This window comes from Aneurinibacillus migulanus (assembly GCF_001274715.1).
Classification (GTDB): Bacteria; Bacillota; Bacilli; order Aneurinibacillales; family Aneurinibacillaceae; genus Aneurinibacillus; species Aneurinibacillus migulanus.
Window position 1 is genome coordinate 690,144 of record NZ_LGUG01000004.1, and the last position, 20,667, is coordinate 710,810.

Consider the following 20,667-nt stretch of genomic DNA (forward strand, 5'->3'; position numbering starts at 1 on the left):
CGGTGGACAGTAAATTACAGCGGAAAATAGAAAAGTTAATGCGTGACCATTGCGCTAACTATTTGAACGGGGGCTGCCTTTTGACGGATGGCCCTTGTGTATTTTCTCAGGTGCACGGCGCTCCGTCTTGCAGGTATGCGCAAGGTTCAGTTTTGCCAGCGTTCCCGGACGTTGAGGAAGCGTACTATAACTCTTTCGGTAAATCAAAAAGAAAGAATATCGGTACTTGCGATATGTGTGGCGAGTCATATACCAAGTGCTCGAATCGGCAGAAGTTTTGTCATTCGTGCCGAGAACGAGCGGAGAAGGAGTCCAGACGTAAACGTGACTCCCGGTATCGCGAAGCAAACCGACGCTTTAGAAAAAATATCGATAGCTGAAACCCTTGATATTACAACGTTTCTACGTCTCTACTATTGGCGGAAATTGAAGAGTAATACACAAGGTTCAAATATTAAAAAACGATGGTTTTAAACCGTCGTCATTAAATAGGAGGATAAGTAGATGAAACCATTCGAATTATATGAGCAATACCAAAAGCAAAGCGAGGGAGTGGCTAAAGCTCGTCGCCAGTATGACGAAAAAGTAGCCGAAGCTAAGCGTAAAGTTGCGGAGCTAAAAGTACGACTGGACGAAGTTGTGACGCTTGAAATCACAACAGGAGCCAATAAAACGAGGGATAAAGCACAGATTCGTAAGGAAATCGAGCAGGCAGAGAAAGATGTTGTACATGCGGAAGAAGAACGAAAAGCAGCGTATGCTTATTTTGCTGGACCAGGCGGTAGTATTAAACGGAGTGACGTGGTACAAGCGTGGCTTAAAGATTACCTCCCGACAGTAAGAGCCGAAGAGTTGGTACCCATTAAGGAGCGAATCGAGCAAGGACAGCATATCATCTTGTCTGCGTTATATGACTTCTTTCAATTAGAACATGATTATAACGACATCACAAGTGCGGTAAAAGAGTTGGATGAAGCGGCACACAATTTCGGAGAGCAACCAACACGTTTTGCGATTGATAATCCGTTCCAGATTCACCTAGTATGGGACGGACAAAAGTTCACTCGAGACTTAGGGTTTGTTGGAGATTATAAAGAAATGCCGAGACATGCCACGTATTATGATAAGTCATGTGTAATTAAGGGGGGCGCTAAGTAAGATAACAGCGCTCTTTTTTGTTTCAATACTAATAAAAACGGAGGTTGTTTGAATGACGTACAAACAATATATTGACGAGGCTATCGCTATTTCACAGGGCACAACAAGATATTACCTGGAATTTAAAACGAAATTTAAGCAAGAGATGGAAAAAATCGATAATGACCGATGGTTGTCGGATGAAGGAAAACGGATCAAGCGGGATGAGCTACGCAAACAAGGCCGTAAAGACCTTGCCGATATCGTTAAATCGATCCACACTTCTTATAAAGGCAATCTCGTTAAAGCTAAACAGGAGGCGGAAAAGGTTCTTGTTAAGAATCCGAGGCCTTCCGATGCCGACCGCGAAATTTTTGCCGCGAAAGTAAAGGATCTAGGTGTTCAATTAGCGCTATCGCCAAACGGAATGATCGCAAAACGCAGACTAGATGATTTCCTAGCAGGTGTTACCGATGATATTTCGGCACAACTAGCGTGGGATTCATTTGCGGAACTTGTCGGACCGGTAATCGCTAAACTTGGATCGCAAGCGGGACAAGCGTCTATGCAGTATCAAACGCTTTATACAGCGTTAGAAACGAAATATAAACCGCAGGAATATATCGATGCAAGAAAAGCGATTGAAAGCGTAGGGAATCTAGAAAACGGACGTATCTTCCCATATATGGTTGAAACGGATGTGAACGGACTACTCGGAAGTGACGCGGTGGGAATCTTAACCGAACCGGAACGATACATCGAAGCGTAGTTATTACGTCTCTTTTTTACGCTTACGCTAGCGGTTAACAGCGGTTTTTAATAATCGATGGTCAACGAGAAGGGATGCGATAGTTATGGTGTAAGCAAATGTTCTATCTACGGACTTCGCCTACGCGGGCGTTAAGCGCGGTTTTTCGTAGGTAAACGAAATGAAAAGTTAATATAACGAACCAACAGCGCCTACCATTAGGTAGGCGCTTTTCTATTTCGCAATAAGGAGATGATAGCATGACGGATCAACAACTCAACGAGGGTATGGAACGGTCGCTCGCTACAATCATTGAATGCTGCGATAAATTGTCGGTGTATGCACTTCATTCTTCCGATTTACCGGCGTTACATGAGGCGAAAGAGTTCGCGAAAACTATGCGTAAAGCAGCGATTTCTACCCGTGATAAAGTCGCAGCAAAAAAGATTATCGATATAGCGTTTGCTATAGAATCGGTAATTAAGCGGCCGACATCTCGTAATGTACGTAAGCAAGCGTTACGAGTAGCCGATGACTTAGAAAAACTAGGTTCTATCTCATATATAAGGTGTGAATAACGTATGGCTTATAATTTGATAGCTCGCCTTAAACTTGAAGATAAGCTGAGTCAACCGATTCGCAGAGCAATCGGGTATATGACCGGTATGCGTAAGGAAACGGATTCTATATCTAAGGCACTTCACGGTGCCAATCAAGAGCAGAAGCTTTTTCACCATGAACAACGAACTTTACGTGACTCTATGAGTAAGTTTACATCCGAGGGACGTGCTTACACTTCGTTTTTTGAGCGTTTTAATAAAAACGTAGCGACTGCAAAAAGCAATGTCTCCGGTTTACATGGAACTGTAGTCGGACTTGCTGGCGCATATGCTACAGTAGAAGGCGGTAAAAAGTTATTTGACGCAACTATAGGATCGGCTGCAAAGCAAGAATATTCAAGGATTACTGTAGGTGCGCTTATGAACAACTCGAAAAAAACAGATGAGTTGTTTAGCATAATGAAGCAACAAGGATTAGATTCAGCTATGTTTTCTGTTCAAGACTTTATCGATTCCTCCAAGACATACATTCCGTTTACTAAAGATATAGGTCAATTAGAACGACTTACACAGTTAACGGAACGGCTAGCGCTTTCGAATCCAATGCAGGGCATGGAAGGTGCATCTTTTGCGATACGTGAAGCGATGAGCGGTGATATGGTTTCGTTGGTTGAACGTTTTAACCTACCGAGAAAATGGGCGAACGATTTGAAAGGAAAGTCCGGCCAAGAATTCATTAGTGCATTTGATAACCTATTAAATAGAATGGGGTACACGGATGCGCTTAAGCAACAGGTAGCGGACGAAAGCGGGCTAGCAAAATACGCCCAAGTTTCTGAAAAGGTAAGTCAGATGTTTACAGATATGGGCGTTGACGGACTAAACAAAGCGAAGCCTATGCTTGACCGAATAGATAAAATGCTATCAGATGGCCGTTTTAAATTGTTTCAAAAAATGGGATCTGACTTAATTTCAGATGCCGTAAGTGCAACGGAACGAGCGGTCGTAGCATTCGATAAATACATGCAACATATCCAAAGTGATAAGACATGGGAGAAGTTATCTATCGGCGATAAGTTAATTCGCATCACTGAGGACGGCATGAATACGCTCAACAAATGGCTTGCAACGGGTGGCTCAGATAAAATAGCAAGCGCTACTAAACCAATAGCAGAAACGGCTATCGGCGTAGGTGCAGCAGTTGGTAAAGGCATCTTCGATGGTTTCGTGGATTATGCGAAAGAGAATCCGTTATCTGCCGTAGTCATAGGCGGACTTGCTGCGATGAAACTGACGAACGGTCCAGTGATACCGAAAGCTCTAGCATCGGGTAGAGCGATTGGTCTTGCGCTAGTTGGCGGTGTAGCAGCGGCTTTAACTCTTGAACTTTCGAGTATTATAAATAAGGCGCTAGATGACGCCGAAGAACGAGCCGAAAAACGAAAGTATTTACTTGATACACCGTTAGGTCGAGCTTATAACCGAGAACTAGATACTCCGGATGATCAACCGATGTATGCAAGTGGAAATATGACGTCATACGAACCGACTTTGTGGGATAAGACGAAGAATTGGTTTAGTAACGCTTTTTCTAACTATAACGGTATTGACAGCGTCCCATATGACGGATATAAGGCGATTCTTCATAAAGGTGAAAAGGTCGTACCGTCAACGGAGGTACGTAAGGAAGACAAGCCAAACGTAAATATAAATATTAACAATATGGTTATACGAGAAGAAGCAGATATCGACCGAATTGCTTTTTCATTGGCACAACAAATTAGGATGGCAGGAGGGAATATGGCTTGATGGAGACTAGCGGAAACCCATATACGGACTTAGTTCAACTTATGAAAGAACATGGACACAACAAAGACGTAGATATCGTTTTCGGTACAATCACGGCACCTCCACCGAATATCCGTGTAAAGGTCGATAATGAATCGCTTGAACTCAAAAAAGACGATGTATCAGTCTTGGAACATCTTACACGACATAAACGAATTGTGACGATAAATCACGTAGAAAAAGCGCAACGTGATGTAGGCGATGGTGTTGGCGTTGACAAGGTGTCTGGAGACGGTCAGATATTTACAGTCAATGACGATTTAAAACCGCCTTATTCGTCTTTTTCGTATAACTACGTCGAATTAACGTTTGAAGACGTGCTAAAGGTGGGCGACCGTGTTGTATTAGCGGAAATAGAAAAAGGGCAGAAATATGTAATCCTCGATAGAGAGGTGATTTACTAAAATGGAGGGATTTTATGAGTACGATGCAATTTTGGTTAAAGTTCAACAATGGAGCGGAGGTACTTCGTTTTCCAGTAAATCCACCGGAAATCCGTGTTGAGTCAGGTTATAATTGGACCACCATCAATCTAGCTCAAGCAGGAGAATTTACAATACCTTCGGGACACCCGCTTACTAAGATATCGTTTTCTTCGTTCTTTCCACGAGACTATAACGCTTCCTATTGCGAATATCCGGAGATACCGAAACCAACGGAGTGTACGGATAAAATCGCAAGCTGGAAAGAAAAAAGGCAACCGGTCCGGCTAATTGTAACTGGATTTGGTGGAGGTAAGGGCCTTAATTATGCAATGTGTATAACAAGGTTTGATTTTTGGGAGCAGGCCGGTTCCCCAGGCGATATCTACTTTACGCTTGAAATGCAGGAGTACCGCTTTATTACTTTAAGACCGATCGAAGCAGCTGTTTCGAAAGCAACCGGAGTTAAAACGGTTATAAAAGCGGCTAGTAAACCAATTCGTCCAAACGAAAAAGAGATTCCTACGACATACACCGTAAAGTCCGGCGATACTCTTACGAAAATTGCACAGCGGATGCGGACGCAAGGTCATAAAGATATTGACGCCCATAAACTGTATGCTGCTAATAAGAAAGTCATAGGAAAAAATATGAATCTTATTAAGCCGGGACAAGTCTTAACCATACCGAAATAACGGTCGACAATACGTCGGCCTTTTTATTTGAGCGGAAGGGAGAGCGAATGATAACGAGACATAAACGAATACGTCCAGAACAGTACGTAGCTATTCGATACTTTGCGCAGCCAGGGAATGGAGGGCTTACCGTTGAAGAAATCGCAAAGGAAGCGGGAGTATCACGTCAAACCGTAAGTCGCTGGCGGCATCAACCGCATTTTGAAGCGGAATTACAACGACAGATAGCCTTAAATACACTCGAAGAGTTGCCGAAAGCTATCGAAGTATTAACGAAAGAGAGCGTGTATGAACGGGGCGCTATCGAAGCGGTACAGATGTCGGCAAAAGCGTTGATATCGTTGGTGGATGCGTTGAGAGAAGAGGATAACGTTACAAGCGATTGGTATACGTGTTAAATGGCGTGGTCCTACGGGGCTGCGCCGATTTTTTTTTGTTTTCGTAGAATGTCCGAGTGTTCTTTTATCTTGCGCTTGTCCACATGTTTAGGTATTATATAAATAAGATTATCCACAATCGAGGGTATCCGGTATTAACAATACTGTAGAATATCCGCAATCCCGTAAAATTTTAAATAACGTTAATCTGACGGGGATTTTTCCTATCGATAGCATATCGCAGACTTCACGATTGATAATCCGAATGCGGTAGCGTCCTGCGGCTGTGGCTCTTCGTTCCGTACGAAGGAAGAAGCCGGTACATGATTGCTAATTTGTACACAAGCACCTTTTGACGTATTTTCAGATACGTTGAGAGGTGCTTTTTTTTGGTGCGAATGAACAAGTATGATTTGTTTTAATACTCCATAGAAGACTAGGTTTAACATACCGAAAAGGGTGGTTGGAAATAAGCAGAGGGGTGATTTTTCATGGCATCCATGACGAAAAACTACACTTTATATTACGGTTTGCCTACTGTAGTTACAATCATTCTGCTTATTGCAGGAATAGCAGGCTAAACCTGCTTAAAAAGCTGAAAATAGTGGGTTTGAAGTAAACCTGACATTGTGTGCCTAAAACCTCCCAGTAAATAAGGGAGGTTTCTTCACAAATATTTCAAGAAAATTTGTCAAAACGATCCTTAAATTGGGAATATTTAATTTATAATAAAAATAAGGGGGCGGTAGAGATGAAGAGTATGATACATACTCATGCATTGGAAGTTGATGAGGCGGGGCACATCATACAGCCCGCTGATGTAGAAGCCGAACTGGAAGCTTGCACATTGGAAGTGGAAATAGAGCAAGGGGAATTGGCCGTGTGGCTCGTTCCACGTTAAAGCATTTTGCGGCGCCCTCCCGAACTTGGTATCGGGAGGGCGTTTGTTGTTATATGTAGAATGTCATCGGCTTTTTTTCGTCTTTATAATGCTGAATCCGCTGTTCGCGATTACCAGTATGAAATTCGAACAGGTGACCATCTGGGTCAGTAAAGTAAACGGATTGCGCCTCTGCCTTATCGCGGGAACGTCCTTCGCGAATTGTAACTCCTAACTTTTGCAAGCGTTGGACATAGACAGGGAAATCTTGTTCATCGACTGTAAAAGCGATATGAGTATAGGAGTGTGTAATTTCGGTCCGCGGAATATCCTCTTGAACATTTAACGCTAACCATATACCCTGCAAATCGAAATAGGCCATCCTCTCTCCCTGAACAAGAAGTGTTCCTTCTAGTACATCACGGTAAAAAGCGATGGACGCTTCAAGATTAACTACAGAAAAAGTAAGATGGTTGATTCCTTGAATTTTCAAAAACAATCACCCTTTCCCATGTATACTATTTAGCTTACACATAATTAAAAGTTGTGTATATGCCGCTTTTCATAGCAGAACTGCAGAGGGAGCGGTCGGAAAAAGACACGTTTGCCTTTTTTCTGCTGGAGCGCAGGGCGCATCCAACTTCTTCTTTTTCTGAATCGCCTCCTTCCAACCACGTTACCATGTCAAACTATCAAGTGTAATTTATATAGATACTTAGTGAATATATCTTCTGTGAGAATTGTAGGAATTATCTTTCTGTTTGTTTGAATATAAGGATTTTGGGGAAGGGAGAAACCGTATGATGATTCTGTTGGGGAAGGAGAGATACATATGAAGAAATTTATGGCAGGCGTTGTAGCAGGTGTAGTGCTCTCAAGTGGGATGGCGTATGCAGCATCAATTACGGTGAATATCGCACCCTTTACATTGTTTGCGGACGGTGAAGAGAAGACATTTGGTAAAGATGAGGTACTTGTTCATAATGGCAGGGCCTATGTTCCTGTACGGGCCTATGCTGAAACGTTCCAGCATAAAGTATATTGGGACGGTACGAATGCGTCTATCTCTATTAATAAACCCTATATTCACATGGTGAATGCGCAAGGTGAAGAAATTGGCCATGCCATACTGACGGAGGAATCCGGTGGAGTAAAGGTTGCTATTGAGGTTCACGATTTGAAGCCGGGTAAGCATGGGTTCCATGTACATGAAAAGATGTTCGTGAAAAATGACTTTAAATCTGCAGGGGGGCATTTTAACCCGGACGGCAAAAAGCACGGGATGGAGAACCCAGAAGGACACCATGTCGGTGATATGCAGAATCTCGAAGTAAAAGAAGACGGCACGGCGAAGGCGGAATTTATGCTTGAGAGAGCCAGCCTAAAACAAGGAGATGTACATTCCCTGCTAGGAAAATCGATCATTATCCATGAAGGTGAAGACGATTTGAAATCAGATCCGGCAGGCAATTCCGGTGATCGTGTAGCGGGAGGCAATATTCCGCAGTAGAATAGCTAAAAGTAACAACTTGGATAAATAGACCAGAGAAGGGGTATGTTAAAAAGTGGAACCTATATACCTTACAGATAAAACTCAACAAACATAGGAGGAAGAAAAATGAAGAAATTAGTATACGGTACCGTATCAGGCGTTATTCTCGCTGCCGGTCTCGCATATGGAGCTTCAGAACGTACACCCGCTACCGCTTCTCCTGTTTCCGAATCCATACAAATGCAGGAACAAACAAAAACCAAGCCAGTGCCGATTGGTGAGCATGTGTTGCCTCCACTTCCATACGCATATAATGCGCTGGAGCCGTACATTGATGAGAAGACGATGCGTTTGCACCATGATATTCACTATAAGGCATACGTAGACGGGCTGAATAAGGCGGAGAAGGAAATGCAGAAAGCACGCCAAACGGGCAATTATGAGCTTATCAAGCATTGGGAAAGAGAAGCTGCTTTTAACGGTTCTGGCGATTATCTGCATACGATTTTCTGGAATAATATGAAGCCCCAAGGAGGTGGCCAGGCGACAGGCGCTATTGCAGAAGAGATTGCCAAATCATTTGGTAGCTTTGATGCATTCAAGGCGCATTTTTCCGCGGCAGCCGAAAAGGTAGAAGGCTCTGGATGGGCTATGCTTGTATGGAGTCCACAGGCAGGACATTTGGAGATTCTACAGGCGGAGAAACATCAGAATCTAACGCAGCAGGGTGTAATTCCTCTGCTTGTATTGGATGTATGGGAGCATGCTTATTATTTGAAATATAACAACAAGCGTGGGGAGTACATAAAGGCCTGGTGGAACGTCGTAAATTGGGATGATGTTAATAAACGGTATGCAGAGGCTAAAAAATAAAAGAGGAAAAGTAGCACCCGAGCAAAATTGTTCGGGTGCTTTTGTTTATATAAAGTAAAACCTCCATCAGTGGGGGCGCTTATTGCCCGTTGGACCAGGATAAACAAATTAGGGTGAGGCCACTTCTTCTACACCTTGTGTCGTCTGAAGGCCGCAATGCGGACAGCTAAAAATATGCATGCATTCCCCAGCAGCCTGATCCATATAACCGTTCGTCATTTCCGTATCTCCCCATTCTTCATAAGGACTGTATGGACCGTAAAATGTCTCTAATTTGCCCGCATCTTCCATTTGATGTTGGCAGGAAGGACAGGCGTAATGCATATGCTCCAGCCCATTACAAATTGGACAGATGGACATCGCTAATCCTCCCTTTGGCTAATTTCTCCGGTTTAGCAGATTGGTGTAGAAGGCATAGCTGGCCAGAACACCAAAGGAGAGGATGGCACCCAGAAAACCGGCTGTCCGATCATTGCTTCCATAGTACAGCGTAAGTGGAACGCCGATAGTTAGACCGATGACTACAAGCATATACAACGTATAAATCGTGCTTCGCGCCATAAATATCACACCCCTTTTGCTTAGGGTCCACACTGCTGACGGGCAGTATACATGGAAACACAAGAAAAAAACCCGCAGGTGCGGGCTTTTTGAGGAATAGATTACATTTTCATACTAGAGCTGTGTGTCGGTTGGACTCTTGCACCCGGATCCATGTAAGATTTGGCATTGTTGACGGCAGTTGGCGCTTCCCCGAAACCGACAGCAATAAGTTTAATTTTACCTGGATAGGTTGTTACATCACCTGCAGCATAAATTCCTGGAATATTTGTCTCCATTTTGGAATTTACCACAATGGAGCCTTTTTCGAATTCCAATCCCCAATCTTTGATTGGGCCAAGAGAAGATACGAAACCAAAATTTACGATAACAGCATCGACTTCTTCTGTAACGAGTTCTTCCGTTTTGCTGTTGCGGAGGACTACTTTTTCGATCGTATCTTCCCCTTCAAGCGCATGAGGCTCGAACGGCGTCAGTACATTAACTTTTGATTTCATCAAATTCTCTACACTGTGTTCATGTGCACGAAACTTATCACGGCGATGAACAATCGTGACTTTTTCGGCAATTGGCTCGAGCATGAGTGCCCAGTCAACTGCGGAATCACCACCGCCGAATACGACTACCTTTTGACCTGCAAATTTATTTAAATCATCGACAAAGTAATGAAGGTTTGCTTTTTCATATTTCTCCGCGTCTGCAAGCTCCAGTCTGCGGGGTTCAAAAGCGCCTACACCAGCGGTGATGATGGCAGTGCGGGAGTAGTGAACCCCTTTGTCTGTCGTAATCTCGAAGATGTCTTCTTTCTTTACTACATTCATTACTTTTTCTTCAAGGCAGATTTCTGTCTCGAAATGAGCTACTTGCTCTTTGAGGCGATCGATTAATTCCTGTGCACGGATTTTCGGGAAGCCTGCTACATCATAAATGAACTTCTCCGGATATAGCGCGGAAAGCTGTCCGCCGAGTTGTGGCATACTTTCAATTATTTTGCAGCTCGATTGCCGCATCCCCGCGTAAAATGCAGTGAATAGGCCGGCTGGACCTCCGCCAATGACCGTAATTTCATACACCTTCTCATCCCTTGTCAGGCTCATTTTTCTACACCTCCGGAAATATAGGTAACACAATGATTTCTTTACCTAATTATAACGGGGGGCAAAAATATTGGGAAGAAAAATAATAGAGGGAAAACTTAAAAAATGCGAATATTTTGTAGTTGACGAAACGTAAATATTCGTTTTACAATCAAACACGTAAGTTAGTACATATTGTGCATATTTTCACTTGAAAAAAGGTAAAAACCGCTTTATGATAAAAGTGTGAACAAATTTGTAATAGTTAGTGACGAAAAAACGCATGGATCACTTTTTAGAGGATAACATAGTGAAAAAAAGTACAATGCGTTGTGAATGATAAATCAAAGGAAAATGGAAGTGAAAAAAATGAGTACACCGAAAATTTTAATTTTGGGCGCCGGATACGGTGGTTTGATGACAGCTGTTCGCCTGCAAAAACAATTGAACTACAATGAGGCAGAAATTACGCTCGTGAATAAGCATGATTATCATTATTTCACGACTTGGCTGCATGAGCCAGCAGCTGGCACAAAAGATCCGGATCAATGCCGTGTAGAAATCGTGGATTTGCTGGACACAAGCAAAGTGAAGTTCGTAAAAGGAACTGTAACGGAAATCAAACGCGAAGAAAAGAACGTACTGCTTCAATCTGGCGAGAGCCTCTCTTACGATTATCTCGTTATCGGTCTTGGCAGCGAGCCAGAAACATTCGGCATCCAAGGGCTGAAAGAGCATGCATTCAGCATCCGTAGCATTAACAGCGTACGCGAAATCCGCGAGCATATTGAATATTGCTTCGCAAAATACAAAATGGAAAAACGTCCAGAACTGCTGACATTCATCGTTGGTGGCGCAGGCTTTACAGGCATCGAGTTCGTAGGCGAATTGTCCGATCGTGTACCTGAGCTTTGCAAAGAGTTCGACGTAGATCCGTCCGTAGTGAAAATCTACAATATTGAAGCTGCTCCGACAGTATTGCCTGGCTTTGATCCTGAATTGGTCAATTACGCTATGGAAGTTTTGTCTCGTAAAGGCGTTACGTTCAAAATCAGCACACCGATTAAAGAGTGTACTCCGGAAGGTGTGGTACTTGCTGACGGCGAAGAAATTAAGTCCACTACAGTTGTATGGACAGGTGGTGTACGTGGAAATGCCATTATCGAGAATGCCGGCTTCGAGACGATGCGCGGTCGCGTAAAAGTAGATCCGTATCTCCGTGCACCAGGACACGAGGATGTGTTCATCGTTGGTGATGGCGCATTAATCATTAACGAAGAAACGGATCGTCCGTATCCGCCGACTGCACAGATTGCCATTCAACAAGGAGAAAACCTAGCACAAAACTTGACTGCCCTGATTCGTGGTGGTGAGTTGAAGGCGTTTGTTCCTGCTCTTAAAGGTACGGTAGCTTCCTTGGGTAAAGGTGAAGCGATCGGACTTGTTGGCGACAAGAAAATCTTCGGCAGCACAGCTGCATTAATGAAGAAAGTTATCGACAACCGTTCTCTGTATATGCTGGGTGGGCTGTCGCTTGTCCTGAAAAAAGTAAAACTGTAGGGGCATAGAATTGTGAGACATGCCAGTGTTCAGGTGCGCGCCCTATTAACAGAAGAGGAGCGTGCACGTTACGAAAAGTTGTTTGAGGTCGGCAAATATCTGGAATCTCAGGAACGCCGTGATTTGGCATATACTATTCAACGTGAACTTGAATTCCTGATTGAGCCTGCGATTGAGCGACTACAGGAGAAGGGACGTCAGCGGGGTAACCGCGACTATCTCGATCCGATTGTCACGCGCGCTAAAAATAATGAAGAACAAATATAAATATCAGGAGGGTGTCCCAAAAGTAACTTTGGGGCACCCTTTTTCACGTAAAAAAGAAGAAAATCGCTCTTTTTGATATAATGAAGTCACCACAACAAACAAAATATCAGAAAGGAACGATTTTCTTATGTACACTCATTATACCACTCGCCAGTTAGTTCTTCCAATGGATATTGAGATCCTAATCCCCGATCATCACCTGTGCCGAATTGTGGATGCAACGGTTGAAAAAATAGACCCTCGCTTGTTTATTCCTCTCCACCCAGGCGGAGGGCGTCCTCCTTATCCTCCAAAAATGATGCTAAAAATTATTCTGTATGCGTATACCAATCGCATATATTCCTCTCGGCAGATCGCCAAACAGCTGGGTGAAAATATTTACTTCATGTGGCTTTCCGAAAATCAAAAACCGGATTTTCGTACCATCAACCGTTTCCGTTCCGAACGCATGAAGGATGTGATTTATGAAACATTCTTCTCCCTCGTCGATCTGCTTCGTCAGGAAGGGCTGGTGAAGCTGGAAGATTACTTTTTGGACGGGACAAAAATCGAAGCCAATGCCAACAAATATACGTTTGTTTGGCGGAAGTCCACTGAAAAATATGATCAAAAGCTGGACGAGAAATTCCAGCAGATTGTTACATCCATTGAAGAAGTGACACGGGAAGATGAACAGGCAGAAAAGGAAACAGATTTTCAGGGAAAGTGGGAAGAAACACCGATTACATCCGAGAAAATCGAGGAAACGATAAAAAAGGTAGAAAAACGACTCGAACAGCATCCGAAAAATCGAACCCTAAAGAAAGCAAAGCGTCAACTGGAAAAAGATCTTCTACCCCGGAAACAAAAGTACGAAGAACAAAAGGCCACCTTCGGGGAACGCAACAGCTTTTCGAAGACGGATCCTGATGCGACGTTTATGCGGATGAAAGATGATCCTATGAAAAACGGCCAGTTGAAACCTGGTTACAATGTACAAATGGGAACAGAAGGTCAATTTATCACCGGATTCAGTCTTCACCAACGGGCGGGAGATCCTGGCTGCCTGATTCCTCATTTTGAAGTTCTTGAGCAATACAATCGCCCTAAACCAAAGGCGTTGATTGGCGATTCCGGATATGGGAGCGAGGAGAATTACGTCTATTGCGAAAAGAAAGAAATCGAGGCGTACGTCAAATACAGTACCTTCGATAAGGAACAAACGAAAACATGGAAGAATCAAGTGGGTCGTCTGGAGAACATGACGTACGACGAAGAACAGGATAAGTGGATGTGTGCGAACAATAAACGACTGACCTTTCGTTATGAAAAGAAACAGAAGTCGGACAATGGATATGAATCGATCAAGCGAGTGTACCTTTGTGCGGACTGTCATGGCTGTCCATTTCAAGCGTCTTGCGCAAAAGGAAAAGAAACCAAAAGGATCACTGTTTCGATGGAAAATCAAAAACAGCGCAAAGACGTACAAACGAAAATACAGCCAACGAAAAATCGATGTGGAACCTGTGTTTGGTCAAATCAAACATAATCGCCAGTTCCATCGATTTTCATTAAGAGGCCTATCCAAAAATACGGTGGAATGGGGTCTTATTTGTGCTGCCCATAACCTCATAAAGTGGACCCTAAAATTAAATCAACGATCAAAAGAACCACAAATACGGAGATAAATAGAAAGAAAATCGAGGATAAGCAACCTCTAAAATCCATATTCAGGTAAAAAAAGAAGGGCTGGCTCGAAAAAATCGTTTTTCAACGACCTTTTGAGACAGCCTCTTTTTTTCTTTACAATATAAGGTTTGTTCGTTTATAATATTTTGAAAATATAGATATTTTACAGGGATAACTTTAAGGAGGGATTAGCATGAATGAAAGAGTAGTCCGGGAGACGTGTACGTATTGCGAGGGGAATGGTTACTTCCAAGTTATTACGGGAGGGTCGACCACATGTCCGGCATGTGGTGGTGACGGAATTGTATCTAACCTGAAATCCGAAGAAACCATAGGGATAAAATAGAAGAAAAAATGACGAAATAAGCCGGACGATTGACCCCCTTGTCTGAATCCATTACACTGAATTGTAGAAATATGGATGGGGGTGATATGATTGAATATCGCGCAATTTATTATTGGAATCCCGCTTTTTATCGTCCTCCTTTTTGGAATTGGATTTATTTTGAATATGCTTGTAAAAACGACGTGGATGCCAACAGTTTTATATGTAAGTATCGTGGCAGGCGTATTAATATATTTAGTGATGAATCATCGCACCCCACATATGGTTGACTATGTGATGCTGATTTCCGGTCTGTTAGGCGCCGTTGCCAGCGGCTGGACTATCAAAATGTTGCGCACGAAAGGCTATCGTATGTTTTAATTGGCGGAAGTCCACCTGTAAGCCCCTTGCAAAGGGGTTTTTTTTATGGATAAGAAAGTACCTCTTTTACTTGCTTCTCTCATTTTGCCCCAGGCTGAAATGTATAAGCCTGAGATAGACGGGAGATGATGAGTAGAAGAGGAGGCTAGTAATTACATGGACATTATTGTGAAAAACGTGAAAAGCTCTCTTGCCTATCTGCTCATCGCAGTTGTCTGCACGGCGCTTGGCGTCTATATGTTGCTAGAGAAGCCACAGCAGCCGACAGCAAGCGCGCCGGATATGAAGCAGGCTGAAATGCAAGCACCGAAAGCTTCAGACAAAGCGGATGCATCTCCGGTTACGCATACTAAGAAAGAGCAGAGTAAGGAGCGGTTCCCGCTTGCAACACGGGGGGAATCAGTAGAGACGCTGGCCACGCTGGCGCAATATCCGAAAGTAAACGTTGTGGCGACCGGTTATTCACCCGGCCCTGAATCAACAGGAAAAGATGTCGGGCATCCGGCATACGGGATTACATATTCCGGTGTGAAAGTGAAGCGTGCTCCCCAGTCATTTTCTACAATTGCTGCTGATTTGAATACGTTTCCGCTCGGTACCATTCTTTACATCCCAGGTTACGGCTATGGAGTGGTGGCGGATATCGGTTCTGCCATTAAAGGGAATAAAATTGATTTGTATTTTGACAGAAAAGAGGACGTATACGAACAATGGGGTAAAAAGCAGCTTGACGTATATGTAATTGAACGAGGAAACGGCAAAATGGATGAAGAAGTATTTAATCAGTTAACTACTGCAATCGAAACGGAAACTAAAAAACAATAAAGTGAAACTTCACTTCAGTAGGGAGATTACTGCCCGTTAAGGCGGAATAAAAGAGGACAGGTTAAGTGCCTGTCCTCTTGCTTCGTATACGAAGGTTACAGCTCGAGCAAATAATACAACACAGTGGATTGGATAATACCAAGCCAACCGCCTACAAGCACTTCACTCGGTTGGTGGCCCAGTAACTCCTTTAGCTTCTCTGCACGTTCACGGCGCGGTTTTACGCGCATAGATTTCAGTTCGTCAATGAGCTGATTGAAATCTTCCAACAGAATATTCAGAACGGCTGCATGTGTACCTGCGTGGCGGCGGACGCCGGCTGCGTCGAACATGATAATGATGGAGAAAATAACGCATATCGCAAAATACGTAGAACCGAATCCTTCGACAAACCCTACAGCGGTAGTAAGCGCAGTAACAGCTGCTGAATGGGAACTTGGCATACCTCCTGTGCTGAACATCAGCTTCCAATCCCATTTGCGGAGCGCAAAAAAAGTAATAGGAACTTTGATTCCCTGGGCAATGCCAATCGCGAGCAGCGCGGACCAGAGCGGAAAGTTGGACAACAAATCGGACATCGACTTCTTCCTTTCTTGAAGGGTCTCTACTTTATATTGTATAACGAATGCGCCAAGAAATCATTTTATTGCAGGAAAAAACTTTATCCAGCATATTAGGTACATTTTCTTTTCCCTGGTTTGCTGATAGAATTTTTATTGGAGGTGCAGATGCGATGAAAATTGAAGTAAAAAGTGAAAAACTGCAGGATTGCACAGCACAATGTGTAGTTGTCGGAGTCTTTGAAGACGAACAGGCTCTGCCTACATCGTTGAAAGAAGTGGATGAGAAGATGGACGGGGTGCTGACTGGATTGTTTGCGGATGGAGAAATCAGCGGCAAGAAGAAAAGCACTCAGTTCATACATACATTCGGCAAAACGGCAGTACGACGCATTATGATGATTGGTCTTGGCAAACAAGAAGAACTGTCTTTCGAAGATATGCGAGAAATCAGCGCACGTGCTGTCAAAGAGGCATTACGGGCAAAAATAACGCAAATCGCGTTTGTGTCGAATAAAGAAGTGGATGTACTCGGAGCATCTGATGCAGCGCATGCTTTTGTGGAAGGAGCATTGCTTGCTAACTATCGTTTTCCTGGATACCATAAGGAAACAGAAGAGAAGCCTGAGCTTGAAGAGCTAACGGTATTGTGTGCGGAGGAGACAGCGAGCGAAGTGACGGAAGGTGTGCGTGTAGCGGAAGCACTAGCACGTGGCACGAACTTGGCGCGTGATCTAGTTAATATGCCGGGCAATTACTTAACACCGACCGTTCTTTCGGAAAAGGCGAAAGAAATCGCCGAGCGCTACAATATGAAAGTAGAAATTCTTGATAAGGCCGACCTGGAAGTATACGGTATGGGTGGTTTACTTGGTGTAAGTCAAGGGTCGATTGAGCCGCCTAAGCTTATCGCTATCAAGTATCAAGGAACCGACAAATGGGAAAACGTTGTCGGATTTGTCGGTAAGGGTATCACATTCGATTCGGGCGGAATTTCTCTTAAGCCGGGTGCCGGCATGGATGAGATGAAAGGTGATATGGGCGGAGCTGCGGCAGTGCTGGGTGCATTGGAAGCTATCGGCACGTTAAAGCCGGCGATTAATATTGCGGCAGTCATTCCGACTACTGAGAATATGCCGAGCGGCTCTGCATTGAAGCCGGGCGATGTTATTACGACAATGAGCGGGAAAACAGTTGAGATTCTTAATACAGATGCCGAGGGTCGGCTCATTCTTGCTGACGGCATGAGCTATGCGCGTAAAATCGGAGCCAGTTATCTGATTGATCTGGCGACGCTTACAGGCGCCGCAATTGTTGCACTTGGCACATGCACGACAGCAGCGCTGACAAATGATGAAGCGTTGATGGAAGAAGTAATGGAAGCGGCTGGCGAGGCAGGCGAGCTTTTGTGGCGATTGCCGGGATACAAGCCTTATATGAATCAGATTAAAAGTCAAATCGCCGATCTTAAAAACACAGGTGGACGCAATGCGGGTGCTATTACAGCAGGTCTGTTCGTCGGGGAATTCGCAGAAGGAACGCCATGGGTGCACTTGGATATCGCAGGTACGGCATGGGCTGATAAGGCAGACGATTTGTCTCCGGCAGGAGGTACGGGTGCCATGGTGCGTACGTTAGCCACACTAGCATTGCGACGCACAGAGCAAGGTGAAAGAGATTAAGTTCGGATTTTTGTGACAAATCAGCACTAAAAACGAATAATAGAATAAATTTCTGGAATAAAGTTCGGATTTTTTGTGGGTCCGGACTTTATTTTTTATGATGGATTCGGTATAATGACTCCATCAGTAAAAATGAAAGCAAAAACTCGTATAATAGCAGGGATAGGGCCTGCAAGTTTCTACCAGATTGCCGTAAACAATCTGACTACGGGTGAAAATGAGAATTTCTCGGAAAACGTACCTGTGTCTTGATCAGGTGATCAGGCCGGTTTGATGATCCGGAAGTCCGTTTTCGCTCACAAGAGCGAACGGCTTCCGGATTTTTTTACTTATTAAGTAAGGAGGATACAGATGGAACTGTTAAAACAAAGAATTCGTGAAGAGGGACATGTACTAGGTGACAAAGTGTTAAAGGTGGACTCATTTTTAAACCATCAAATCGATCCTGTTCTTATGATGGAAGTCGGTGAAGAGTTCGCACGTCGTTTTGCAGATGCAGGTGTGACAAAAATCCTTACGATTGAGTCTTCAGGAATTGCTGCTGCGATGACCGCAGCATTAAAGATGGACGTTAAAGTTGTGTTCGCGCGCAAAAAAAAATCGGCATTAATGAATGAAGAAGTATATATGACAAAAGTTCATTCATTTACAAAAAATGAAACAAACGAGGTCACTGTACTGAAGAAATTTCTCGGAGCAAATGAGAAGGTGTTGATTATTGATGACTTCCTTGCAAACGGGGAGGCGGCTATGGGACTGGCCCATCTGGTTGAACAGGCTGGAAGCGAAGTCGTGGGTATTGGCATCGTTATCGAGAAAGCGTTCCAGGATGGCGGCAAACGCTTGCGTCAGCATGGATTCAAAGTGGAGTCTCTAGCACGCATCGCAGCATTTACGGACGGTCAGGTGCAGTTTGTTGAAGAATGCGTACAAGCATAGTAAATAAAATCGGAAACATTATTAGGAGGAAATTCCGGTGCAAAAAAGAGTAAGTTTATGGAAAACAGGAACGCTAGGCATGCAGCATGTACTTGCCATGTATGCGGGTGCCGTCGTCGTTCCTTTAATTGTCGGTCCGTCCATCGGAATGACGCCGGAACAAGTCGCATATTTGATTTCTATCGATTTGTTTACCTGTGGGATTGCCTCTTTGCTGCAGGTTATAGGCGGTAAGTATTTCGGCGTAAAATTGCCGATTTTGATGGGCTGTGCATTTCAGGCGGTAGGGCCGATGATTGCTATCGGTAAAGTTGAAGGAATTACAGCCATATATGGAGCCATTATTGCCGCAGGTATCATCATAATGATTATGTCGCAATTTATGAATAAAATTTTACGATTTTTTCCACCTGTTGTAACAGGATCGGTGGTTGTAATTATCGGTACATCGCTTATCGGTGCAGCGATGGGTAATATTGTAGGGCAACCGGATTCGCCGGGATACGGAAGTGCTACAAGCCTGTTTTTAGCCGCGGTTACACTGCTGTCTATCGTGTTAATGAATCGTTTTTTCAACGGATTCATGAAGTCAATTTCAGTGCTTCTTTCACTTGTCATCGGTACGGCGGTTGCCTACTTTATGGGACTTGTTGATTTTTCAACTGTAAGCAAAGCTAGCTGGTTTCATATGGTAGAGCCATTCCGTTTTGGGATGCCTACTTTTCATTTGTCAGCCATTATTGCCATGGTTCTTGTTGGGATTGTAAGCATGGTTGAATCAACCGGTGTGTTCTTCGCCCTGGCAGACGTATGTGATAAGAAAATTAATGGGGAAGACATTAAACGAGGTCTGCGTGCAGAAGGAATGGCGCAGGTCATTGGCGGGGTATTCCAGGCATTCCCTTATACTACGTATTCGCAAAACGTAGGCTTGGTAGCTCTTACGGGCGTGAAAACGAGAAACGTTGTTGTTGCCGCCTGTGTTATTATTATGACGCTCGGACTTCTTCCGAAGGTTGCAGCGCTTACGACGGTGATTCCGAACCCTGTACTTGGCGGTGCGATGATTCCGCTGTTCGGCATGGTCATTTCTTCCGGAGTGCGCCAGCTAGTAACAGTAGATTTCCGTCGAATGGAGAATATGCTTATTGTGGCTGTTTCCGTAGGCTTAGGGCTTGGTGTGTCCATTGCTCCAGAAGTATTCTCACAGCTTCCTAATGGCTTGCGCCTCATCATGGAGAGCGGAATTGTTACCGGAAGCTTTGCGGCTATTTTCCTGAATATGATTTTGAATGGCATTCGAAGCCAGAGCGTAGAAGATACGATTGCAGCGCTTAAATCCGAGCATTCGGCAGAATCTGTTATGTAATTTTTATAGGATTAGACAGATAGAAATTATTATTTTGAAAATTTTATTCGTTTTTCCGCTTGACACTTGTTTTATCCATGTCTATAATTGCATGTAATATCACAAACGATTTACGCAGTTTTATGAATTGAAAATTGATAGAATAAATAAGTAATAACGTCGACGGGGATACGTATATGGCCTCTTCTTTAACCAGAGAGTCCGGGAAAGGTGGAAGCCGGATAAGAATGCTGTATATATCTCACCCCAGAGTTGCTGTTCCGAAAGAAGAGATTTTAGTAGGAATAAGCCGTGAAGCACGCGTTATGTGCCAGGGTTAGCATAGGAGAGGCTAACTCGTTGAGGTTGCTGACCGTGAGGCAGCAACGAATTTGGGTGGTACCGCGAAACTCTTTCGCCCCAGACTGACACGATGGAAGTCA

The 20,667-nt window shown here is 43.9% G+C and carries 24 protein-coding genes, 3 pseudogenes, 1 riboswitch and 1 other annotated feature; of the genes and pseudogenes, 22 read left to right on the forward strand and 5 right to left on the reverse strand.

The features are described from left to right. Positions 1 to 2: 2 nt before the first annotated feature. The 10 genes and pseudogenes from AF333_RS05085 (at position 3) to AF333_RS33460 (ending at position 6,688) form a co-directional block, all read left to right on the forward strand. The gene (locus tag AF333_RS05085) at positions 3 to 380 is read left to right on the forward strand and encodes a cysteine-rich VLP protein (RefSeq protein ID WP_074715015.1); all 378 of its coding nucleotides are present in this window, start codon (positions 3 to 5) and stop codon (positions 378 to 380) included. A gap of 124 nt (positions 381 to 504) precedes the next feature. Further along, the gene (locus AF333_RS05090) at positions 505 to 1,158 is read left to right on the forward strand and encodes a hypothetical protein (RefSeq protein WP_043064973.1); all 654 of its coding nucleotides are present in this window, start codon (positions 505 to 507) and stop codon (positions 1,156 to 1,158) included. A gap of 52 nt (positions 1,159 to 1,210) precedes the next feature. Then, on the forward strand, positions 1,211 to 1,906 hold the full coding sequence (locus AF333_RS05095) for a hypothetical protein (protein WP_043064972.1): 696 nt from the start codon (positions 1,211 to 1,213) through the stop codon (positions 1,904 to 1,906). Positions 1,907 to 2,145: 239 nt separating this feature from the next. Then, complete coding sequence (locus tag AF333_RS05100; protein ID WP_043064971.1) at positions 2,146 to 2,463, forward strand: hypothetical protein; 318 nt, start codon at positions 2,146 to 2,148, stop codon at positions 2,461 to 2,463. Positions 2,464 to 2,466: 3 nt separating this feature from the next. Continuing rightward, complete coding sequence (locus AF333_RS05105) at positions 2,467 to 4,254, forward strand: hypothetical protein (RefSeq protein WP_043064970.1); 1,788 nt, start codon at positions 2,467 to 2,469, stop codon at positions 4,252 to 4,254. After that, positions 4,254 to 4,697, forward strand: coding sequence for a DUF2577 domain-containing protein (locus AF333_RS05110; protein ID WP_052811908.1), 444 nt, complete (start codon positions 4,254 to 4,256; stop codon positions 4,695 to 4,697). The genes AF333_RS05105 and AF333_RS05110 overlap by 1 nt, the downstream gene beginning before the upstream one ends. A gap of 14 nt (positions 4,698 to 4,711) precedes the next feature. After that, the gene (locus tag AF333_RS05115; protein ID WP_043064969.1) at positions 4,712 to 5,410 is read left to right on the forward strand and encodes a LysM peptidoglycan-binding domain-containing protein; all 699 of its coding nucleotides are present in this window, start codon (positions 4,712 to 4,714) and stop codon (positions 5,408 to 5,410) included. Between the two features lie 47 nt (positions 5,411 to 5,457). After that, entirely contained in the window at positions 5,458 to 5,808 is a 351-nt protein-coding gene (locus tag AF333_RS05120; protein WP_052520488.1) for a helix-turn-helix domain-containing protein, read from the forward strand. 225 nt (positions 5,809 to 6,033) lie between these two features. Next, a pseudogene (locus tag AF333_RS34675) lies at positions 6,034 to 6,114 on the forward strand (iron-sulfur cluster assembly accessory protein); the annotation flags it as partial. Positions 6,115 to 6,538: 424 nt separating this feature from the next. Further along, positions 6,539 to 6,688 (forward strand): hypothetical protein, encoded by a 150-nt coding sequence (locus AF333_RS33460; RefSeq protein ID WP_158502341.1) that lies wholly within the window; start codon positions 6,539 to 6,541, stop codon positions 6,686 to 6,688. Between the two features lie 49 nt (positions 6,689 to 6,737). Here AF333_RS33460 and fosB read toward each other — a convergent pair whose 3' ends face one another. After that, positions 6,738 to 7,160, reverse strand: a complete 423-nt coding sequence (gene fosB / locus AF333_RS05125) for a metallothiol transferase FosB (protein WP_043064968.1) — start codon at positions 7,158 to 7,160, stop codon at positions 6,738 to 6,740. A gap of 59 nt (positions 7,161 to 7,219) precedes the next feature. Between fosB and AF333_RS34680 the strand changes: the two genes are divergently transcribed. The 3 genes and pseudogenes from AF333_RS34680 to AF333_RS05135 form a co-directional block, all read left to right on the forward strand. Continuing rightward, complete coding sequence (locus tag AF333_RS34680; RefSeq protein ID WP_235496113.1) at positions 7,220 to 7,369, forward strand: hypothetical protein; 150 nt, start codon at positions 7,220 to 7,222, stop codon at positions 7,367 to 7,369. Positions 7,370 to 7,499: 130 nt separating this feature from the next. Next, positions 7,500 to 8,177 carry a superoxide dismutase family protein gene (locus tag AF333_RS05130; RefSeq protein ID WP_043064967.1) on the forward strand — a complete coding sequence of 226 codons (678 nt, stop codon included), beginning with the start codon at positions 7,500 to 7,502 and terminating at the stop codon, positions 8,175 to 8,177. Positions 8,178 to 8,420: 243 nt separating this feature from the next. Next, positions 8,421 to 9,032, forward strand: a pseudogene (locus tag AF333_RS05135) (superoxide dismutase); the annotation flags it as partial. 108 nt (positions 9,033 to 9,140) lie between these two features. Here AF333_RS05135 and AF333_RS05140 read toward each other — a convergent pair. The 3 genes from AF333_RS05140 to AF333_RS05150 form a co-directional block, all read right to left on the reverse strand. Continuing rightward, on the reverse strand, positions 9,141 to 9,392 hold the full coding sequence (locus tag AF333_RS05140; RefSeq protein ID WP_043064966.1) for a hypothetical protein: 252 nt from the start codon (positions 9,390 to 9,392) through the stop codon (positions 9,141 to 9,143). 18 nt (positions 9,393 to 9,410) lie between these two features. After that, positions 9,411 to 9,593 carry a hypothetical protein gene (locus AF333_RS05145; RefSeq protein WP_043064965.1) on the reverse strand — a complete coding sequence of 61 codons (183 nt, stop codon included), beginning with the start codon at positions 9,591 to 9,593 and terminating at the stop codon, positions 9,411 to 9,413. Positions 9,594 to 9,694: 101 nt separating this feature from the next. Next, the gene (locus tag AF333_RS05150) at positions 9,695 to 10,690 is read right to left on the reverse strand and encodes an NAD(P)/FAD-dependent oxidoreductase (RefSeq protein WP_043064964.1); all 996 of its coding nucleotides are present in this window, start codon (positions 10,688 to 10,690) and stop codon (positions 9,695 to 9,697) included. 348 nt (positions 10,691 to 11,038) lie between these two features. Here AF333_RS05150 and AF333_RS05155 point away from each other — a divergent pair, with 348 nt between their 5' ends. From AF333_RS05155 to AF333_RS05175, 6 genes and pseudogenes are all read left to right on the forward strand, one after another. Next, on the forward strand, positions 11,039 to 12,229 hold the full coding sequence (locus AF333_RS05155) for an NAD(P)/FAD-dependent oxidoreductase (protein ID WP_043064963.1): 1,191 nt from the start codon (positions 11,039 to 11,041) through the stop codon (positions 12,227 to 12,229). A gap of 12 nt (positions 12,230 to 12,241) precedes the next feature. Beyond that, entirely contained in the window at positions 12,242 to 12,496 is a 255-nt protein-coding gene (locus AF333_RS05160; RefSeq protein WP_043064962.1) for a hypothetical protein, read from the forward strand. Between the two features lie 127 nt (positions 12,497 to 12,623). Then, positions 12,624 to 14,163 (forward strand): annotated as a pseudogene (locus tag AF333_RS05165) (IS1182 family transposase). 194 nt (positions 14,164 to 14,357) lie between these two features. Next, the gene (locus AF333_RS33465) at positions 14,358 to 14,510 is read left to right on the forward strand and encodes a YuiA family protein (RefSeq protein ID WP_158502238.1); all 153 of its coding nucleotides are present in this window, start codon (positions 14,358 to 14,360) and stop codon (positions 14,508 to 14,510) included. Between the two features lie 90 nt (positions 14,511 to 14,600). Continuing rightward, entirely contained in the window at positions 14,601 to 14,870 is a 270-nt protein-coding gene (locus tag AF333_RS05170; RefSeq protein ID WP_043063200.1) for a YuiB family protein, read from the forward strand. 297 nt (positions 14,871 to 15,167) lie between these two features. Further along, positions 15,168 to 15,695 carry a 3D domain-containing protein gene (locus AF333_RS05175; RefSeq protein ID WP_407638669.1) on the forward strand — a complete coding sequence of 176 codons (528 nt, stop codon included), beginning with the start codon at positions 15,168 to 15,170 and terminating at the stop codon, positions 15,693 to 15,695. A 95-nt stretch (positions 15,696 to 15,790) separates the two neighbouring features. On the opposite strand, the gene AF333_RS05180 is transcribed toward AF333_RS05175, so the two are convergent. After that, positions 15,791 to 16,273, reverse strand: a complete 483-nt coding sequence (locus AF333_RS05180) for a divergent PAP2 family protein (protein ID WP_043063199.1) — start codon at positions 16,271 to 16,273, stop codon at positions 15,791 to 15,793. A 155-nt stretch (positions 16,274 to 16,428) separates the two neighbouring features. Between AF333_RS05180 and AF333_RS05185 the strand changes: the two genes are divergently transcribed. The 3 genes from AF333_RS05185 to AF333_RS05195 all read left to right on the forward strand — a co-directional run bounded on the left by AF333_RS05185 (position 16,429) and on the right by AF333_RS05195 (position 20,245). After that, a complete protein-coding gene (locus AF333_RS05185) occupies positions 16,429 to 17,937 on the forward strand; it encodes a leucyl aminopeptidase (RefSeq protein WP_043063202.1) in 1,509 nt (502 codons plus the stop codon). Between the two features lie 126 nt (positions 17,938 to 18,063). After that, positions 18,064 to 18,165, forward strand: a riboswitch (purine riboswitch). A 123-nt stretch (positions 18,166 to 18,288) separates the two neighbouring features. After that, positions 18,289 to 18,876 (forward strand): xanthine phosphoribosyltransferase, encoded by a 588-nt coding sequence (locus tag AF333_RS05190; protein WP_043063198.1) that lies wholly within the window; start codon positions 18,289 to 18,291, stop codon positions 18,874 to 18,876. Between the two features lie 37 nt (positions 18,877 to 18,913). Continuing rightward, entirely contained in the window at positions 18,914 to 20,245 is a 1,332-nt protein-coding gene (locus AF333_RS05195; RefSeq protein ID WP_074715459.1) for a nucleobase:cation symporter-2 family protein, read from the forward strand. A 150-nt stretch (positions 20,246 to 20,395) separates the two neighbouring features. After that, positions 20,396 to 20,650, forward strand: a binding site (T-box leader). The last annotated feature ends 17 nt before the right edge of the window (positions 20,651 to 20,667 follow it).

Coding starts and splice junctions, on each gene's coding strand:
- AF333_RS05090 (WP_043064973.1), top strand. CDS start 505: ATGAAACCATTCGAATTATATGAGCAATACCAAAAGCAAAGCGAGGGA.
- AF333_RS05095 (WP_043064972.1), top strand. CDS start 1,211: ATGACGTACAAACAATATATTGACGAGGCTATCGCTATTTCACAGGGC.
- AF333_RS05100 (WP_043064971.1), top strand. CDS start 2,146: ATGACGGATCAACAACTCAACGAGGGTATGGAACGGTCGCTCGCTACA.
- AF333_RS05105 (WP_043064970.1), top strand. CDS start 2,467: ATGGCTTATAATTTGATAGCTCGCCTTAAACTTGAAGATAAGCTGAGT.
- AF333_RS05110 (WP_052811908.1), top strand. CDS start 4,254: ATGGAGACTAGCGGAAACCCATATACGGACTTAGTTCAACTTATGAAA.
- AF333_RS05115 (WP_043064969.1), top strand. CDS start 4,712: ATGAGTACGATGCAATTTTGGTTAAAGTTCAACAATGGAGCGGAGGTA.
- AF333_RS05120 (WP_052520488.1), top strand. CDS start 5,458: ATGATAACGAGACATAAACGAATACGTCCAGAACAGTACGTAGCTATT.
- AF333_RS33460 (WP_158502341.1), top strand. CDS start 6,539: ATGAAGAGTATGATACATACTCATGCATTGGAAGTTGATGAGGCGGGG.
- AF333_RS34680 (WP_235496113.1), top strand. CDS start 7,220: ATGCCGCTTTTCATAGCAGAACTGCAGAGGGAGCGGTCGGAAAAAGAC.
- AF333_RS05130 (WP_043064967.1), top strand. CDS start 7,500: ATGAAGAAATTTATGGCAGGCGTTGTAGCAGGTGTAGTGCTCTCAAGT.
- AF333_RS05140 (WP_043064966.1), bottom strand. CDS start 9,392: ATGTCCATCTGTCCAATTTGTAATGGGCTGGAGCATATGCATTACGCC.
- AF333_RS05145 (WP_043064965.1), bottom strand. CDS start 9,593: ATGGCGCGAAGCACGATTTATACGTTGTATATGCTTGTAGTCATCGGT.
- AF333_RS05150 (WP_043064964.1), bottom strand. CDS start 10,690: ATGAGCCTGACAAGGGATGAGAAGGTGTATGAAATTACGGTCATTGGC.
- AF333_RS05155 (WP_043064963.1), top strand. CDS start 11,039: ATGAGTACACCGAAAATTTTAATTTTGGGCGCCGGATACGGTGGTTTG.
- AF333_RS33465 (WP_158502238.1), top strand. CDS start 14,358: ATGAATGAAAGAGTAGTCCGGGAGACGTGTACGTATTGCGAGGGGAAT.
- AF333_RS05175 (WP_407638669.1), top strand. CDS start 15,168: ATGCAAGCACCGAAAGCTTCAGACAAAGCGGATGCATCTCCGGTTACG.
- AF333_RS05180 (WP_043063199.1), bottom strand. CDS start 16,273: ATGTCCGATTTGTTGTCCAACTTTCCGCTCTGGTCCGCGCTGCTCGCG.
- AF333_RS05185 (WP_043063202.1), top strand. CDS start 16,429: ATGAAAATTGAAGTAAAAAGTGAAAAACTGCAGGATTGCACAGCACAA.
- AF333_RS05190 (WP_043063198.1), top strand. CDS start 18,289: ATGGAACTGTTAAAACAAAGAATTCGTGAAGAGGGACATGTACTAGGT.